Source organism: Pseudochrobactrum sp. B5 (genome assembly GCF_001939785.1).
GTDB lineage: Bacteria > Pseudomonadota > Alphaproteobacteria > Rhizobiales > Rhizobiaceae > Pseudochrobactrum > Pseudochrobactrum saccharolyticum.
This window is the reverse complement of the sequence record NZ_MOYL01000004.1, coordinates 121427-138378: the sequence shown is the minus strand read 5'-3', so window position 1 is coordinate 138378 and position 16952 is coordinate 121427. Positions and strand designations below refer to the sequence as shown.

Below are 16952 nucleotides of genomic sequence, written 5' to 3'. Positions count from 1 at the left end.
GACAGAACTGAAGGCTGTCTTTTCGTAAGATGTGGAAATCGTGCTCATTTATACTGAATCCTCGGATCAAGCAGGCCATAGATCAGGTCTGTCACAAGGTTCACGATGACAACCATGAAGGTGTAGACCACAATCATGCCCTGCAGCAGTGTGTAGTCACGCTGGGTCAGAGCCGACAAAATCAGCTTGCCAAGCCCCGGACGTGAAAACACGATTTCTGTCAGAACCGAATTGCCGATCAGAATGCCGAGATAGAGACCCACAACCGTTGCAATCGGTACGAGACAATTGCCAAGCGCATGTTTCCAGACCACGCTATATTGCGATGCACCTTTCGCGCGGGCGGTGCGCACATAGTCCTGACTGAGGACTTCCAGCATGGCAGAACGTGTCACACGGGTGATGTAAGTCATCATAATCAGGGCAAGCGATAATGTCGGCAGTGCCATCTGACGCAAACGCTCCAGAATATCTCCCGAGCCACCGGCGCTGATAACCGGAAACCATTTCAGCTGAATAGCAAACACCATCAACAGCAGAATGGCGGCAACAAAAGCAGGCAGGGACAGGCCGAGCAATGAGATGAAGCGGATAATGAAATCCGGCATTTTATTACGTTTTACAGCCGCCCATACACCGGCCGGAACACCGAGGATGAGACCCAGTGCCAGTGCCGCAATGGTCAGCTCCAGCGTGTAGGGTAAAACATTGAGAATTTCCGCCGAGACCGGTCTGCCGGTAATCATGGAGTTCCCCAGATCACCTTGCAAAGCATCCCAAAGAAAGCTGCCATATTGAACCAGAACCGGCTTATCCAGCCCGAGTTTCTGGTGCACCGCAGCAATACTGGCAGGGCTGGCCTGATCGCCAAGCAAAACCAGAGCAGGGTCTCCGGGCAATATCCGTACAAGCAAAAACACCAGCGTTAATACGCTGAAAAGAGTTATGGCGGCAAAGCCAAGTCTCCTTGTCACAAAAGACAGCATCTCCCCTCCGAGATTCCCGTCACCGTGAATGCAGCAAATATTTTTCTGTTCCCATCCGGCTGTTTCAGCCGCGGGTTATGCCTGTCAATTCATGGTCACGATTTATGTGTTCTCCTGCCTATAATGACAGCTAAAAAATTTGTTTGTGTCAATCTATTTCTTTTAATGGAATTATTATTTATAATTATTCCGATTATTGGAATATGAGATTCTTTATGACGACAAATAATTCATCTTCAAATGCCTCACGGGCTTTGGATATTTTGCTATTGCTCGGCGATTATGGTGAAGACGGTGCTGCACTGGCCGAAATCGCCAAATCCCTGAATGTCGCCAAATCGGCAGCCCACAGAACTCTGATGGCGCTGACAGAACAGGGTTTTGCGGAGCCTGCAGAGCGCTATGGTCATTACCGGCTGGGCTCGGCTATTTTCCTGCTGGCTCAGCGTCAGCAACGGCTCACGCCGCAAATTCAGAAGCTGCAACCCGGCATGACTGAATTCACCAAAAAGACCGGATATACGACCTATATTATAGCACAATCGGGTTTTGATGCGGTGTGTGCTGAAATGATAAGCCGTTCCATTCTGCCGCAACAGCAATTCGGCATCGGCGAAAGAATGCCGCTGGGAATTGCGGCAGGCAGTGTTGCTTTGATGGCCACTTTGCCGGAAGGTGAGCGTGATGCAATTTTATACGCGAATACAGAGCGTTACACGCAATATCCTGCCGTGCGCCATGTAGATGTTGATGTCGTAAAACAACAAGTTAATGAGACACTTGCGCGGGGTTACGCGGTTAATATGGGCTATTACCTGCCGGGTGTCGGCGGTCTGGGTTTGCCTTTGCCAAAACCAAACCCGTTTCGCGTCAATGTCGCTATTTCTTTCAACATCCCGTTGGAAAATATGAAGCCTGATGTGATGGACAATCTCATTGATCAGCTCAAAGAATGTCTGAATGTAACGAACTGATTGCTACGTTTTTAAAGCCCGCTCTGCCTCAAACTTTCGCTGCATGTTGGCGGGCTTTTTCAAGCCAGCGCCGGTCATTTTCCTGTTGCGGTTCGGCAGCCGGTCTTGTGATCCACTCGAACGGCGGCAGATCTGCGAAAATCGTATCCTTGGTGTTTTTGATACGCTCCTGTTGCAGTCGTTGCTGAAAGCGCTTCATCATATTGGAAAAAGCGCTTGCCGTATAACCAAGATCCGCAGCGACAATCTTGGCCGCAGTGCCACGCTCCAGTTCCGCACAGGCATAATTAAACCGGATTGTCTCAAGCCAGTGCCGGTAACTCATACCCAGCTCATTTTGAAATTGACGTGCAATGGTCTTTGGAGTGCTCGCAGCTTTTTCTGCAAGTTGCGCAAGAGACAATGTTTTTGACAAGTCCTGCATGATCTCTTTGCACAACACTGCCAGCTTTTCGCCGGCAGGCATCGGAACTGTGCAGGAAACGCGCTGTGCCGAAGCAATTTCTCCGCGTAATAATTGCAAAATTGCCTGTTCACGTTTGATATTCCGCTGATTTTTATGAAAGTTCAGCGTCTCAACAAGCAAAGCACGCATCAGAGGCGGCATTTCAATAACACGGCAATCCAGCAGTTCCAGTTCCGCACCGTTCTGTAACAGCAGAGAAGTAATATTAGTATCTGTCAGCATGGTGACTTCGTGCTCGCAATAGGGCGGCAGCCACATGGCACGGTAAGGAGGGATAATAAAATTGCCGTGTCTTGTAATAACACTGACAACACCGGAGCTCGCATAAAGCAATTGTCCGAACGGATGCATATGATTTTCAATGACCAGCCCGCGGCTGAAATTGCGCACGAGTGGCGCAAAACATATTACATCGCCCGCCACAACAGTATCCGTTGTTTGCAAGGCACTTCTCCCGTTTTTATTCTGCGTTCCACTTTTTGTGACCGTTAACCGGCCGCTTTTGTTGTCCTGTTAGCGCAATCGAATGTCCGTTTCGCAATAGCAGAACAACTCGCATCAATCCCCCGCATCGTCGGATAGTACACCGCGATTACCGCTGGCAACAAGACAGAATCTCTCCGCTTTCTGCATCTGATGCCACGGCACATTCTGAATATTCGGGAGGATTTTAAAATGACGATTACCCGCAAAGAGCTGTTCCGGCTCGGGGCTGCTGGTCTGGCAACAGCTGTTGCCACCGGCCGCAGTTCCGCCGCATCAGCCACAAAACCGGCCGAAGCAAAGACCGGTGCGAAGGCAGATCCGTCTCGCGCAACACTGATCCGCAATGCGGATATTCTTACAATGGATAAAAAACTCGGCGAGCTGAAAACCACCGATGTTCTTGTCAGGAACGGTAGAATAGTTGCCATTGCTAAGGGTATGAAAGTTGATGATGCGGAAGTCATCGATGCAACCGGTAAAATTCTGATGCCCGGCATGATCGACGGTCATCGTCATGTCTGGCAGATCATGAATGCCGGTACTCTGGTAAAAACCCATGCCGCAAAATACGATCATTACCAGACCTGGAAAGAGCGCACCGTCGTTTGTATGACACCGGAAGATTTTCATCTGGCGGGATATGTCGGTGGTTTGCTGGCGATTGATTCAGGCGTAACCAGTGTGGTTGACTACGCCCATGGTCAGCACAATCGTGAGAAAGCCTTTGCCGGTGCACGCGGATTGATTGAATCCGGTGTCGGCGGAACTTTCTGCTATCAGGTTGCCCATGATCCCACCTATGGTCCGGGCGATACGATTTCACTTGCAGAGGCTTCGGCTCAGCGTCTTGCCCCGCCTACAGATGCGCATTTCGAAACTGCCAGAATGTTGCGCGATGAACTGTTTTCCGCAAGCGACAGTCCGATCCGCTTTGGTATTGCCTCCAGTAACGGACTGGGACGCCATACTATGCGGCAAACAAAATCAGAGTTCGACCGCGCCCGTGCGCTTGAGCCCTATCTGATTGCACTGCACATTCATAAACAAAACCCCATGCCTCCGGAAGGTATCTACCGCAACATTGCCGATCTGCATAAAGCCGGTTTACTGGGGCCAGAAATTCACGTCTCCCACGGCGTACAGATGACCGATGAAGAAATTATCATGCTGCGGGATACAGGTGGCATGTTATGCGCAACGGTTATGGGTGAATTTCCTTATATTGCCCCTGCAATTCATGGCAAAGCACGTCAAATGGGACTGCCATCCGGTATCGGTATCGATGTTAATCTGGCTTTGACCCAAGACTATTTCGAGCATGTGCGTGCCGCGTTATGGAATATGCAACGCTCGGAAGAATATGCCCGTATTGCCCGTGAATATGAGCCAGCCGATCTGCTGGATTATGCAACCGGCTCCGGTGCCGCCGCCATCCGCATGGGTGACATGACCGGCACAATCAGTGTCGGCAAACAGGCTGATCTCGTTTTGCTGAGCACAAGCCGTTACGGTTTCGCCATCGCCGGAACTCTGGCTGACCGTGTGTTCAGCTTTGCCAACCTGTCCGATATCGACAGCGTCTGGGTGCGCGGAACTTTACGCAAGCAAAACGGAAAAATGCTGAATGTGGACTGGGGCAAGCTCAAAGCAGACATGCGTGAGGCGCAGGCGCGGATTGTACGCGATGCCGACACAATCACCTTCACATAAAAGCTTTTAATTTACCTCCATACGTCATTTTCAGCCGGTTCAGAGCACAGTCGGGATCATTTATTTTTCCCGCGCAGGCCTGCCGGACAAGAAGGAACCTGTTTCATGGAACTAACACGCAAAGAGTTTTTGAAACTCAGCGCTGCCGGTGCAGCCGTTGCGGCCAGCGGTCTGCCTCTGCACGCAGCACAAAGCGTTGCTGCCAGTGCAAAATCTGTTGTGCCGACACTCATCAAAGGCGCAGACATTCTGACAATGGATGCAAAGGCAGGAGAATTATCCGCGACGGATGTGCTGATTACCAACGGGAAAATCACCGCTATTGATAAAAATATCAAGCATGACAATGCAGAGATTATTGATGCAACCGGCATGATTTTGATGCCCGGCATGGTCGACGGTCACCGCCATGTCTGGCAAACGGCAGAGGCCGGGCAAATTGTCAAAGGTTCCAAACTTTATCGCCATTATGACCGTGAGAATAATCTGAAATATGGATTATGCTTCACACCGGAGGATATGTATTTTTCTTCCTATATCGGTGGTCTTGTCTGTCTGGATTCCGGCGTTACCACAGTGCTTGATCACATGCATGCAACCAATGGCAATGAGATTGAGGATGCGGCGGCACGCGGGTTGAAAGATTCCGGTGTCGGCGGCTATTTCTGCTATCAGATGCGTCAGTCTCCACGCTACGGGCCCGGTGACACCTATCCGCTGGCACAAGCGCGCGCAGATCGTGACGGCCCGCCGGATGAACGCCATTACAAACAGGCTGAGTTACTGCGTGACCGTTATTTTTCCGATGAAAACGGTCTCTTGCGGTTTGGCATCGGGCTGACCGGCTCGGTCGGCACACAGAGCGTTGCACAAGCCGCTGAGGAGTTTAAACGCTGCCGTGAATTGCAGGCGGCAATTCTGACGCAACATATGAACCAGACATTCCCCGAGCCTAACCCGCCAATTTTACGCGGTATACGTGATCTGCATGAAGCAGGTCTGTTAGGGCCGGATTATCATATTTCTCACGGCAATGACGTAACCGATGAGGAATTACTGATGATGAAGGCCGCCGGTTCAAAACTCTGCTCCACCACGCTTGGTGAATTTACCTATGACACACCAAGTTTGCATGGCCGCGCCCGCGCGCATGGCGTGGATACCGGTATCGGTCTGGATGCTGCCATTGCCATGTTACAGGATTATTTCGAGCATGCGCGTTCCGCTTTCTGGGTTCTTTACAAGACGGAAGACGGTGCAGCCATTGCCAATAATTATACCTCAACTGATGTTCTGGAATTTGCAACCATCGGCGGCGCACGATCGCTTGGCCTTGGCGATGTAACGGGGTCGGTTACGGTCGGCAAGCGGGCTGATCTTGTGCTGTTACGCACGGACAGAATGGGCTTTGCCAATCTGGGAACACTCGCTGACCGCGTGCTCAATTTTGCAGCCATGCAGGACATTGACAGTGTGTGGGCAGCGGGTCGTGCAGTAAAACGCAATGGCATTATGTCCGGTGTGGACTGGGCAGCAGCTCAAAAACAAACCGCACAGGTGCAACAACGTGTTTTCTCACTGGCACAGACCATCAATCTGACCGAGTAAACTGTGTTTTACCCCCCCCCCCCGCATAGCCACACTATGCGGGGGCAACAGTTCTCATAGCAAAGCAAAATAAAACTAAAAACAAGCGGCTAGAGCAATTGCCCTTCCCCGTTGTCGGTACGGGGTGCTATCGGTCGTGCCAGCAGGAATTTATTGCAGGCTTTTCTCATGATACACTATTCGGATCCGCAACGCCTCCAGACCCTGATCGACGGACTGGATCAGTTCAACGCCACTCCCGGTAAAGGCACAACCCGCCTGACCTATAGTCCGGAATTCCGGCAGGCCGCGGATTATCTGCGCGACCGGATGGAGGAAGCGGGTCTTACTGTGCGCGAAGATGCCGTCGGTAATATTATCGGCCGTCTGGAAGGGAGCAATCCGGAGCTTGCACCTGTTATGGTCGGCTCCCATTTTGACTCCGTGCCAAATGGCGGAAAATTTGACGGACAAGCAGGCGTCATTGCCGGCATAGAAATTGCTTTCCAGCTGAAAAGCCGCGGGCTGGCACCCGTCCGTCCTGTTGAGTTTATCGCCATGATTGAAGAAGAAGGCACCCGTTTCGGTGGTGGCTTGCTGGCCTCACGCATCATGACCGGTAAGGTGGATATGCAGCAGCTTGTCACTTTTACTGATGATGACGGCATATCCGTTGCGGAGGCAATGCAGGCCTATGGGCTTGATCCCGCATCGGCACATCAGGCAATCCGTCAGCCCCATTCAATCCATGCGTTTCTCGAGCTGCATATTGAACAGGGTCCTGTGCTAGAGAGCCATGGCGAGGACGTGGCTGTTGTTGACGCTATTGTCGGTCTCGGCCAGTTGAAAGTCACATTTCGCGGACAAGCAGGCCATGCCGGTACAACCCCGATGAATGCGCGGCGCGATGCGCTCACCGGCGCTGTCACCGCCCTTGCGCAATTGCCTGATCTGGCACGTGCTATCGGACAGGACGCGGTTCTGACTGTCGGCAAGCTGGATGTTTATCCGGGCGGTGCCAATGTCATCCCCGATCTGGTCGTTTTTACCGCCGATATTCGCGCACCGAAGGAAGAGGTTGTCCGCACATTGATGGATCAGACCCGTGCTGTAATTGAGCGGGCGGGCGGCAACGGGCTTTCGGTAGAGGTGGACGAACAGCTCTTTGTCGCGCCGGTGCCTTTATCCTCCGAACTGCATAAATGCCTGTCGCATCATGCTGGTGCGCTTGGCCTGAAAAGCCGTACAATGGTAAGCGGTGCCGGTCATGATGCCATGATTATGGCTGATTTTGCCCCGACCGGTCTTGTCTTCGTTCCGAGCCGTAACGGTATTTCTCACGCTCCTGAAGAATGGACGGATTATGACCAGCTGGCTAAAGGCGTTGACGTGCTTTTTCTCACAATTTGCGATCTCGCTGAGGTGAAACTTACAGATTAAAGCCGCTGCTTGTTCGTATTTCTATATCGAACCTTAATGGCGAACCAATTGTAAATTGGTTCGCCATTATTTTTACTAAACATCTTGAAATGCTACAGATAATTTGCATTATTAAACAAAAGTATAATAAATCGGGAAAATTATCAGCAGAATGGCCGTTACCAATTCATCAAATTCAGAACCAATCTGCATAATGGTTCGATTGATTCACGGTTCATGCCATGCATGACCTCAATGATAATACCGGTCTTGCCTTAGAAAATCTGCGCACGTTATTGGCTGAACAGACGGAGGGGCAGGAAAACCGCCTTCCCTCTGAACGTGAACTGGCACTGCGTTTCAATGTCAGCCGCCGTGCCTTGCGTGCAGCCCTTGATGTGCTCGAAAACGAAGGGCTGATCTGGCGCAGGCAGGGTCAAGGTACTTTCAGCGGTGAACGTCGTCCCGATGGCAATATGCTGGCCCAGCAAATTGCCGACTTCACCAATCCTATCGAAGTTATGGATGTACGGATTGAAATCGAACCGGCGCTGGCGCGCATGGCCGCCGCCCGTGCTACACCCGCTCTGGTGGAACAACTGGAAAAGCTGGCTCTGAAAGCCGAGCAGTCAACTGATATTGCCTCATGGGAGCGGTGGGATTCAGCCTTTCACAGCAAGATCGCTGATGCATCCGGCAATCAGCTGTTTATCGCCATTATGGGCATCATCGATGAAATCCGGCGCAATGATGCATGGCAGCAATTTCGCACCCGCGTGCGTTCGGCAGGCCGCAATTCGCTGTCGGTAAACCAGCACAATGCCATTCTGGATGCGATCCGGCGCTTTCATCCGCGTGATGCGGAAGATGCCATGCGTACGCATCTTATGTCGCTGCGCGAAGCAGTGATCGGCGAAATTGGCGGAGCCGCACGAACACAAATACCGGCACCGCAGCCTGTAACGACCGACTGAAGGAGTTTTCGCATAGCGGATGAAAGCCGCATGCAAAGGGAAGAACGGATTTAGCTCAGGAGGAGGAGCCCGTTCCGACCATTAAAGTGCAGACCACAGAACAATCTGGCTATCAGCAGAACAAAATAAGGGGTGGAGAATGAAATCTGTTTATAGAACTGCTCTCAAAACTGCGGCGCTGTCCGCAGCAGCAATTGCTCTAACTTTACCGGCACTGGCCGCTGATTTACGCATCGGCCTGCAAGATGATCCCGATGTGCTTGACCCGCATCGTGCGCGTACATTTGTCGGTCGTATCGTTTTCACGTCCTTATGCGACAAGCTGTTTGATATTAATGACAAGCTGGAAATTCAGCCGCAGCTCGCCAAAGAGTGGAGCTGGTCTGAAGACGGTAAAACACTGCAAATCAAATTGCGTGATGACGGGAAATTCCATGACGGATCGGCCATTACCGCGGCCGATGTGAAAGCCAATCTGGAACGGGCAAAGACACTGCCGGAATCCCTGCGTAAAAGTGAAGTCGCAGCGATTGATAAGATTGAGGTTGTGGATGATACGACGCTCGATATTCACCTCACCAGACATGATGCGGCACTGCTGTCCCAACTTTCCGACCGCGCGGGTATGATCCTGTCGCCAAAGGCTTTTGCCGGTGGTGAGTTTGCCCAGAACCCTGTCTGTTCAGGCCCGTATAAATTTACCAGCCGCGTACAGAATGACCGGATAATTCTGGAGAAATTCGCTGATTACTGGGACGCCGCCAATTACCACTTTGACAAGGTAACCTATCTGCCGATTCAGGATTCAACCGTACGCTTTGCCAATCTGCGCTCCGGTGATTTCGACATGATCGAGCGCCTTGCCTCTTCAGATATTGAAGCCGCTAAAGCCGACAGCAATCTCGCTTTCTTGCCGGTCACAGGTATCGGCTATCAGGCTCTGACTTTCAACATGACCAAGGGCGACAAAGACAGTTTCCCGATCGGCCACGACAAGCGTATCCGACAGGCTTTCGAGCTTTCCCTCGACCGTAATGCAATCAATGAAGTTGTCGGTCAGGGTGTATTCCAGCCCGCTTATCAGGCCTTTCCGCCATCGAGTTTTGCCTATAATCCGAAATATGAAACTGTGACCCGCGACGTTGAAAAAGCCAAACAGCTGCTCAAGGAAGCCGGTCATGAACGGGTCAGTTTTGAGCTGGCTTTTGGCAATTCCACAACGTCCCAGCAGGTCTATGAGCTGATACAGGCCATGTCTTCCGAGGCAGGTTTTGATATCTCTCTGCGTCCGACGGAATTTGCTGCCCTGCAATCCGCATTAAAAGAGAAGTCTTTTGATGTCGGCCAGAGCGGTTGGTCAGGCCGTGCTGATCCGGATGGCAATATCCATCAGTTTGATACCTGTAAAGGCAGCCTCAACGATGCCGGTTTTTGCAGTGAAAAAGTTGATGCCCTGCTGGAAGAAGCCCGCGGTATCAAAGATCAGGCACAGCGCAAGGCACTCTACGATCAGGCACAGGAAATCCTGCAAGACGAGCTGCCGATCGTCTATCTCTATTATCAGCCATGGACATTTGCCACCCGCGCAAATCTGAAAGGCTTTACTGCGCATCCGGACGGCATGATCCGCCTGAAAGGCGTGACACTGGAAAAATAAGCAAGCCGTCTCCTTCTTTTTGAAAACACCTTTCGAAAGAAGGAGCTGAAACGGCTCAGCGGGAAGGAAAAGCGGGTTAAACTCCGTTACTTCCATCCCGCTGCCTGCTGTTCTGTTTTCATGCGAATGGAACTCATTCTATGTTTGAATTAATTATCCGGCGTTGTCTTGTGGTGATCCCGACCCTGTTTCTGGTATCGGTTATTGTTTTCGGTATGCAGAAATTGCTGCCGGGCGATCCAATTTTGGCACTGGCTGGTGAAGACCGTGATCCGCAGACGATTGCCTATCTTCAGGAAAAATACCGGCTAAATGATCCGGTTATTACGCAATATCTGAGCTGGCTCGGCCGCATCATGACCGGCGATTTCGGCGTATCCATCCGCACGGAAAAACCGGTGCTGGAACTGATCTTGCAGAAACTGCCGGTGACTTTGCAGCTTGCAGCTTTTGCGATGTTCGTTGCGCTGCTGATCGGCGTGCCTGCGGGGATCATCTCTGCTGTACGCAAAGGCACATTGACCGATTATTCGATCAATATTGCCGCGCTTTCCGGTTTATCAATCCCGAATTTCTGGCTCGGCATTCTGCTCATTCTGTTTGTTTCCGTACAATGGCAGTTGCTGCCTTCATCCGGCTATACATCACCGTTTGAAAATCTGGGGCAGAATATCCGCACTATGATTATGCCCGCTTTTGTGCTCGGCACCGGCCTTGCCGGCGTATTGATGCGCCATACGCGTTCGGCCATGCTCGGTGTGCTGCGCTCGGACTATGTGCGCACGGCACGCGCCAAGGGGCTGAATGAAAAGACGGTTATTCTGCGCCATGCGCTGCGCAATGCTCTTGTACCGATCATTACCCTGACCACCCTGCTCTTTGGTGAATTGCTCGCCGGCGCAGTGCTGACCGAACAGATTTTTACCATTCCGGGTTTCGGCAAGCTGATCGTGGATGCGGTCTTCACCCGTGACTATGCCGTTGTGCAGGGCGTAGTGCTGTGTACCGCTGTCGGTTTCATTCTGATGAATCTCCTTGCCGACATTCTCTACATTATCGTCAATCCGAGACTGAGGGATGCAACATGAGTGCGCTCGCAATTCCGGCAAAAAAATCCCGCAACCGCACTTTGCAAAAATTTCTCTCCAACAGAGCAGCGGTTCTCGGTGCAATATTGGTTGGCTTTTTTGCTCTGCTGGCCATTCTGGCGCCACTCATTGCCGGTTATGATCCGTTGCAGACAAGTTTCACCGCTATTCGCAAACCGCCTTCTGCTCTGCATTGGCTGGGGACAGACGAATTGGGACGCGACCTGTTTTCCCGCATGGCCTATGGCGCACGTACCTCGCTGATGGCGGGCGTTGTCTCGGTATGTATCGCGATGATTGTCGGCGTGCCTTTCGGGATTATCGCAGGCTATTTCGGCGGCTGGGCAGACAGTATTATCTCCCGCCTGATTGATGCCATGCTCGCAATACCATTTCTGATTATGGCAATTGCACTGGCTGCCTTTCTCAGTGCCAGCCTTACCAATGCGATGATCGCCATCGGTCTTTCCGCAGCACCGGTTTTTGCCCGCCTCACCCGTGGTCAGGTGCTTTCCATCCGCAATGAAGAATATATCGAAGCCGCTCAGGTTCTGGGTCTGCGTCATCCGCGCATTATCCTGCGCTATATTCTGCCGAATGCCATGTCGCCGATTATCGTTCAGGCAACGCTGACCATTGCGGCAGCCATTATTGCCGAAGCCAGTCTGTCCTTTCTCGGCCTTGGCCAGCAGCCGCCGAACCCGTCATGGGGCTCGATGCTCAACACTGCAAAAAACTTCATCTCACAAGCGCCATGGATGTCCGTATGGCCGGGAGCCGCAATCTTTCTCGTGGTTCTGGGTTTCAATCTGCTTGGCGATGGTCTGCGCGACGCCATTGATCCGCGCGAATATTAATAGCTTACAGGAACATAACCATGAGTATGTTTACAACCCGTCCTGAAATTCTCGGTACTTTCGGTGTTATTACTTCCACCCACTGGCTGGCTTCGGCCGCCGGTATGGCGCTGCTGGAGCGTGGCGGTAATGCTTTTGATGCAGCCGTGGCCGCAGGTTTTGTCTTGCAGGTTGTCGAGCCGCATCTCGTTGGTCCTGCTGGTGAAGTGCCGATTATTTTCCACTCCGCCAAAACCGGTAAAACCGAAGTGCTGTGCGGTCAGGGTGTGACACCGGATGCAGCCACGATCGAGCGTTACAAACAGGAAGGGCTGGATCTGGTTCCGGGTTCCGGCCTGCTCGCAGCCGTGGTTCCGGGGGCATTTGATGCATGGATGCTGATGCTGCGCGATCATGGCAGTATGAGCTTGCGCGATGCGTTGGAACCGGCAATCTATTATGCCCGCACCGGCCATCCGATGCTTCCGCGCGTTGCCAATACAATCCGCGATCAGGCCGAGTTTTTTAAAAAAGAATGGCCGACATCCTATGCCACATGGGCGCGCAACGGTAATCTGCCTCAGGCGCATGAGCTGTTTGTCAATGAAGCGCTCGCCAATACCTATCAGCGTCTGGTGGATGAAGCTGAAGCCAAAGGCGGCAGCCGCGAAGAGATTATCGATCATGCGCGTGACGGCTTTTATCGCGGCTTTGTTGCGCAGGCGATTGAAGATTTTTGCCGGAATACTGAGGCGATGGATACCAGTGGCAAACGTCATAAAGGCATTCTGACCGCTGATGATATGGCGCGCTGGAGTGCCACTTATGAAACCCCGTTGAGCTATGATTATCACGGCTGGACGGTTTCCAAGACCGGCCCTTGGGGTCAGGGACCTGCCTTGCTGCAAAGTCTTGCTTTGCTGAAAAACAGCGATATAGGCGCTATGGGTCCGGACAGTGCGGATTTCATTCATACCGTAACAGAGGCCATGAAACTGGCCTATGCCGACCGCGAAATCTATTACGGTGATCCTGATTTTGCAGATGTGCCGATGAAACAGCTGCTTTCGGAAGACTATAATGCACAGCGGCGTAAACTCATCGGCTCTGCGGCTTCTCATGAGCTGCGCGCCGGTATGATCACAGGTTTTGAAACCCAACATGCCCGCAGCGTAGCACAGTTCCGCTATGCCGAGACCAACGGCAATGTGGCACCGGGTGCCGGTGAGCCGACCATGGCGCATCTGCGCACCGAGAAACGTGGTGACACAGTACATGTGGACGTGATTGACCGCTGGGGCAATATGGTTTCCGCCACCCCGTCCGGCGGCTGGCTGCAATCATCTCCGGTTATTCCGAAACTCGGCTTCCCCCTCAATACCCGTGCACAGATGTTCTGGCTGGAGCCGAATCTGCCGACCAGTCTCGCGCCACGCAAGCGCCCACGCACCACGCTCACACCGTCACTGGCCAGCTATGAAGGCAAACCACGACTTGTCTTCGGTACACCGGGTGGTGACCAGCAGGATCAATGGCAACTCATCCTGTTCCTGCGCCGTGTCCATCACGGGCTGAACCTGCAGGAGGGTATTGATCTGCCGCTGTTCCACACCATGCATTTCCCGTCATCCTTCTATCCGCGTGAAGCCATTCCGGGACGGCTTGTAATCGAAAAGTCTATTGGTGAAACTGTTATAAATGATCTGAAAACACGCGGTCACGATCTGGAAATCGTTGATGAGTGGACAGTCGGGCGACTGACCGCAGCCGAACGTGAGAGCAACGGACTGTTGCGGGCAGCGGCCACACCACGCCTGATGCAGGCTTATGCAATCGGGCGCTAAAACAGGGAATTGATGCAGTGATAATGGGTATTGAATTTCAGGAACTGCTCTGGCTCGCCCTGAGCATGCTGATTGCCGGCGGTGTCACCGGCCTGCTCGCAGGTCTGTTCGGTGTCGGCGGCGGTACTGTGGCGGTTCCGGTGCTGTATGAGCTGTTCCGCTATCTGGGTGTGCCGGAAGATGTGCTGATGCCGCTGAGTATCGGCACATCTCTTGCTATCATCATTCCGACATCCATCCGTTCTTACCGCGCCCATCTGGCACGCGGAGCCGTGGATACAAGTCTGCTGAAAGCATGGGCTGTACCGGTCGTTGCGGGTGTGATTGCAGGGAGCGTGATTGCCCGTTATGCACCGGCGGAACTGTTTAAATTCGTCTTCATCGTGGTTGCCGGTGTTTCGGCAATCCGGCTGCTGTTCGGAAAAGACAGCTGGAAACTCGCCGATCAGCTGCCGGGCAAACTGGCCATCCGGTTTTGCGGGTTGATTATCGGCGTATTGTCCTCACTGATGGGGATCGGCGGCGGACAGCTCTCCAACCTGTTTATGACCTTTTATAACCGGCCGATCCATCAGGCTGTTGCCACTTCATCCGGACTTGGTATCCTGATCTCCATACCGGGTGCGCTTGGCTATATTTATGCAGGCTGGCCGCGTGCCGCACAATTTCCGGATGTTGCCGCTTTGCAGCCGCCGCTTGCACTCGGCTATGTCTCCCTGCTCGGATTTTTTCTGGTTATTCCGACAAGTATTCTCGCGGCCCCTGTCGGCGTAAAGCTGGCGCATAGTCTTTCAAAACGAAAACTGGAAGTCGCTTTCGGTGTCTTCCTGCTGCTGATCTGCCTGCGTTTTTTGATAAGCGTTATTTATTGATAGAAAGATTGAGTCATGCAAGAAACACTTCTTTCTGTAAAAGACCTGAAAATCTCTTTCTCTACCGGTGGCCACTGGGCACCGGTCGTGCATGGTATTTCCTTTGAGATTAATGCCGGCGAGACGCTTGCTATTGTCGGGGAGTCCGGCTCCGGCAAAAGTGTTACGGCGCTTTCCCTGATGCGGTTGCTGCCGCCGCTCAACAGCCGGATTGAAGGTACGATCTGTTTTAACGATGCTGCGCTGACACAGATGAATGACAGTGCAATCCGTCATATTCGTGGTAATGAAATCGCAATGATTTTTCAGGAACCGATGACCTCGCTCAATCCGAGTCTGACCATCGGTTTCCAGCTTGCCGAAGTGCTGATGACTCATCGCGGCATGAGCCGTGAACAGGCTGAAGCCGAGGCTGTGCACCTGATGGAGCGTGTACGGATACCATCTGCCGCCACACGGGCGAAAGATTATCCGCACCGTCTGTCCGGCGGTATGCGTCAGCGTGTGATGATTGCCATGGCACTCGCCTGCAAGCCGAAACTGCTGATTGCCGACGAGCCGACGACCGCATTGGATGTGACCATTCAGGCGCAGATTCTTGATCTCATCAAAGACCTGCAAAAAGAAGAAGGCATGGCCGTGCTGTTCATCACCCATGATATGGGTGTGGTGGCAGAGATTGCCGATCGTACCATCGTAATGTTGCATGGCAATATTGTTGAAAGCGGCAATACAGAGGTTATTTTTGCACAGCCGGAACATCCTTATACCCGTGCTCTGCTGTCTGCCGTGCCAAAACTCGGCTCGATGAAGGGCGAAAATGCACCGCTGAAATTTCCTGAAATCGACCGCACAACCGGCCTGCCGGTTGAACAGCCTGTTTCAGAAGCTGAGACCATCACAAAGAGCAAAGCTGCTCAGCCGCCAACCGTGCTTGAAGTGCGCAATCTGCGCAAATATTTTGACCTGCCAAACGGTCTTTTCCGTAAACCTGCCGGACGGGTTCATGCGGTTGAGAATGTATCCTTCTCGATTGCGGCGGGTGAAACGCTGTCTCTGGTGGGGGAATCCGGCTGCGGAAAATCCACCACCGGCCGTGCAATTATCCGGCTTACTGAGCCGACATCCGGCGAAGTCCTGCTGAACGGCCGCAATATTCTGAACATTAGTCAGGCAGAATTTCGCGATACACGCCGCCAGATACAACTGATCTTTCAGGACCCGTTTGCAAGTCTGAACCCGCGCATGAAAATCGGTGAAGCGGTTGCCGAACCGATGATTGTGCATGGCATTGCCGGTGCTGCGCAGGCACGGCAAAAAGCCCGTGAACTGCTGGAACAGGTCGGTATTAATCCCGCAACTTATGACCGCTATCCGCACGAATTTTCCGGCGGGCAGCGCCAACGCATCTGTATTGCCCGTACATTAGCTCTTGATCCGCAATTGATTATTGCTGATGAAGCCGTGTCCGCACTGGATGTTTCCATCAAGGCGCAGGTCATCAATCTGATGCTGGAATTGCAGGAAAAGCTTGGTCTGGCCTTCCTGTTTATTTCCCATGATATGGCTGTGGTTGAGCGTATCAGCCATCGCGTAGCCGTGATGTATTTAGGCGAGATTGTCGAAATCGGCAGCCGCGCGGATATCTTCGGTAATCCGCAGCATCCTTATACCAAACGCCTGCTCTCAGCCGTACCGGTGCCGGATCCTGCAACGCGCGGTACCAAGGCGAAGCTCCATGTCGGCGAGCTGAAAAGCCCTGTGCGTCCGGTTGATTATCAGCCACCGGTGCGGATTATGCAGGAAGTCAGCTCCGGCCATTTTGTGCAGCAATGGGGCGATGAATGGGAATTGCGTAAAGCAATCTAGTAAAAAATAAATAGTCCGGCTAGCATGTTGATCTGAAAGAACACATGCTAGAGCGGTTTACGTCCAGATTGGATCATAGTGCTCGCTCTGGATTCTTTATTTGGTCGCATTATCACGGGCGTCAAGTTGATCCAACTTGACATAATCAAGAAGTCAAGCTGATCCAACTTGACTGTGAAATGCT

13 protein-coding genes are annotated in these 16952 nt (G+C 52.4%); 11 read left to right on the top strand and 2 right to left on the bottom strand.

What is annotated here, in order from left to right; all coding sequences use genetic code 11:
- Positions 1–44 precede the first annotated feature (44 nt).
- Positions 45–986 carry an ABC transporter permease gene (locus tag BKD14_RS12915; protein WP_075656612.1) on the bottom strand — a complete coding sequence of 314 codons (942 nt, stop codon included), beginning with the start codon at positions 984–986 and terminating at the stop codon, positions 45–47.
- A 215-nt stretch (positions 987–1201) separates the two neighbouring features.
- On the opposite strand from BKD14_RS12915, the gene BKD14_RS12910 reads away from it, so the two are divergent.
- Complete coding sequence (locus tag BKD14_RS12910) at positions 1202–1960, top strand: helix-turn-helix domain-containing protein (protein WP_075656928.1); 759 nt, start codon at positions 1202–1204, stop codon at positions 1958–1960.
- Between the two features lie 28 nt (positions 1961–1988).
- On the opposite strand, the gene BKD14_RS12905 is transcribed toward BKD14_RS12910, so the two are convergent.
- Positions 1989–2870, bottom strand: coding sequence for a helix-turn-helix transcriptional regulator (locus BKD14_RS12905; protein ID WP_139316416.1), 882 nt, complete (start codon positions 2868–2870; stop codon positions 1989–1991).
- A 231-nt stretch (positions 2871–3101) separates the two neighbouring features.
- Here BKD14_RS12905 and BKD14_RS12900 point away from each other — a divergent pair, with 231 nt between their 5' ends.
- The 10 genes from BKD14_RS12900 (at position 3102) to BKD14_RS12855 (ending at position 16768) form a co-directional block, all read left to right on the top strand.
- Positions 3102–4622 carry an amidohydrolase family protein gene (locus BKD14_RS12900; RefSeq protein WP_210215513.1) on the top strand — a complete coding sequence of 507 codons (1521 nt, stop codon included), beginning with the start codon at positions 3102–3104 and terminating at the stop codon, positions 4620–4622.
- 105 nt (positions 4623–4727) lie between these two features.
- Entirely contained in the window at positions 4728–6230 is a 1503-nt protein-coding gene (locus tag BKD14_RS12895; RefSeq protein WP_083647116.1) for an amidohydrolase family protein, read from the top strand.
- A gap of 168 nt (positions 6231–6398) precedes the next feature.
- Positions 6399–7649: a Zn-dependent hydrolase gene (locus BKD14_RS12890; protein WP_075656608.1), complete on the top strand. Its 1251-nt coding sequence runs from the start codon at positions 6399–6401 to the stop codon at positions 7647–7649.
- A gap of 221 nt (positions 7650–7870) precedes the next feature.
- Positions 7871–8602 (top strand): FCD domain-containing protein, encoded by a 732-nt coding sequence (locus BKD14_RS12885; protein ID WP_075656606.1) that lies wholly within the window; start codon positions 7871–7873, stop codon positions 8600–8602.
- A 139-nt stretch (positions 8603–8741) separates the two neighbouring features.
- Entirely contained in the window at positions 8742–10259 is a 1518-nt protein-coding gene (locus BKD14_RS12880) for an ABC transporter substrate-binding protein (protein WP_075656604.1), read from the top strand.
- 140 nt (positions 10260–10399) lie between these two features.
- Positions 10400–11347: an ABC transporter permease gene (locus BKD14_RS12875; RefSeq protein WP_075656602.1), complete on the top strand. Its 948-nt coding sequence runs from the start codon at positions 10400–10402 to the stop codon at positions 11345–11347.
- Positions 11344–12204, top strand: coding sequence for an ABC transporter permease (locus BKD14_RS12870; RefSeq protein ID WP_075656600.1), 861 nt, complete (start codon positions 11344–11346; stop codon positions 12202–12204). Before BKD14_RS12875 ends, BKD14_RS12870 begins: the two co-directional genes overlap by 4 nt.
- Positions 12205–12224: 20 nt before the next feature.
- Positions 12225–14027: a gamma-glutamyltransferase family protein gene (locus tag BKD14_RS12865; protein WP_075656597.1), complete on the top strand. Its 1803-nt coding sequence runs from the start codon at positions 12225–12227 to the stop codon at positions 14025–14027.
- 17 nt (positions 14028–14044) lie between these two features.
- A complete protein-coding gene (locus BKD14_RS12860; RefSeq protein ID WP_075656595.1) occupies positions 14045–14899 on the top strand; it encodes a sulfite exporter TauE/SafE family protein in 855 nt (284 codons plus the stop codon).
- 15 nt (positions 14900–14914) lie between these two features.
- Positions 14915–16768 (top strand): ABC transporter ATP-binding protein, encoded by a 1854-nt coding sequence (locus tag BKD14_RS12855; protein ID WP_075656593.1) that lies wholly within the window; start codon positions 14915–14917, stop codon positions 16766–16768.
- Positions 16769–16952 lie beyond the last annotated feature (184 nt).

Bases quoted from the DNA above. Each gene is read 5' to 3' on its own strand.
- BKD14_RS12915 (WP_075656612.1), bottom strand. From the start codon at position 986: ATGCTGTCTTTTGTGACAAGGAGACTTGGCTTTGCCGCCATAACTCTT.
- BKD14_RS12910 (WP_075656928.1), top strand. From the start codon at position 1,202: ATGACGACAAATAATTCATCTTCAAATGCCTCACGGGCTTTGGATATT.
- BKD14_RS12900 (WP_210215513.1), top strand. From the start codon at position 3,102: ATGACGATTACCCGCAAAGAGCTGTTCCGGCTCGGGGCTGCTGGTCTG.
- BKD14_RS12895 (WP_083647116.1), top strand. From the start codon at position 4,728: ATGGAACTAACACGCAAAGAGTTTTTGAAACTCAGCGCTGCCGGTGCA.
- BKD14_RS12890 (WP_075656608.1), top strand. From the start codon at position 6,399: ATGATACACTATTCGGATCCGCAACGCCTCCAGACCCTGATCGACGGA.
- BKD14_RS12885 (WP_075656606.1), top strand. From the start codon at position 7,871: ATGCATGACCTCAATGATAATACCGGTCTTGCCTTAGAAAATCTGCGC.
- BKD14_RS12880 (WP_075656604.1), top strand. From the start codon at position 8,742: ATGAAATCTGTTTATAGAACTGCTCTCAAAACTGCGGCGCTGTCCGCA.
- BKD14_RS12875 (WP_075656602.1), top strand. From the start codon at position 10,400: ATGTTTGAATTAATTATCCGGCGTTGTCTTGTGGTGATCCCGACCCTG.
- BKD14_RS12870 (WP_075656600.1), top strand. From the start codon at position 11,344: ATGAGTGCGCTCGCAATTCCGGCAAAAAAATCCCGCAACCGCACTTTG.
- BKD14_RS12865 (WP_075656597.1), top strand. From the start codon at position 12,225: ATGAGTATGTTTACAACCCGTCCTGAAATTCTCGGTACTTTCGGTGTT.
- BKD14_RS12855 (WP_075656593.1), top strand. From the start codon at position 14,915: ATGCAAGAAACACTTCTTTCTGTAAAAGACCTGAAAATCTCTTTCTCT.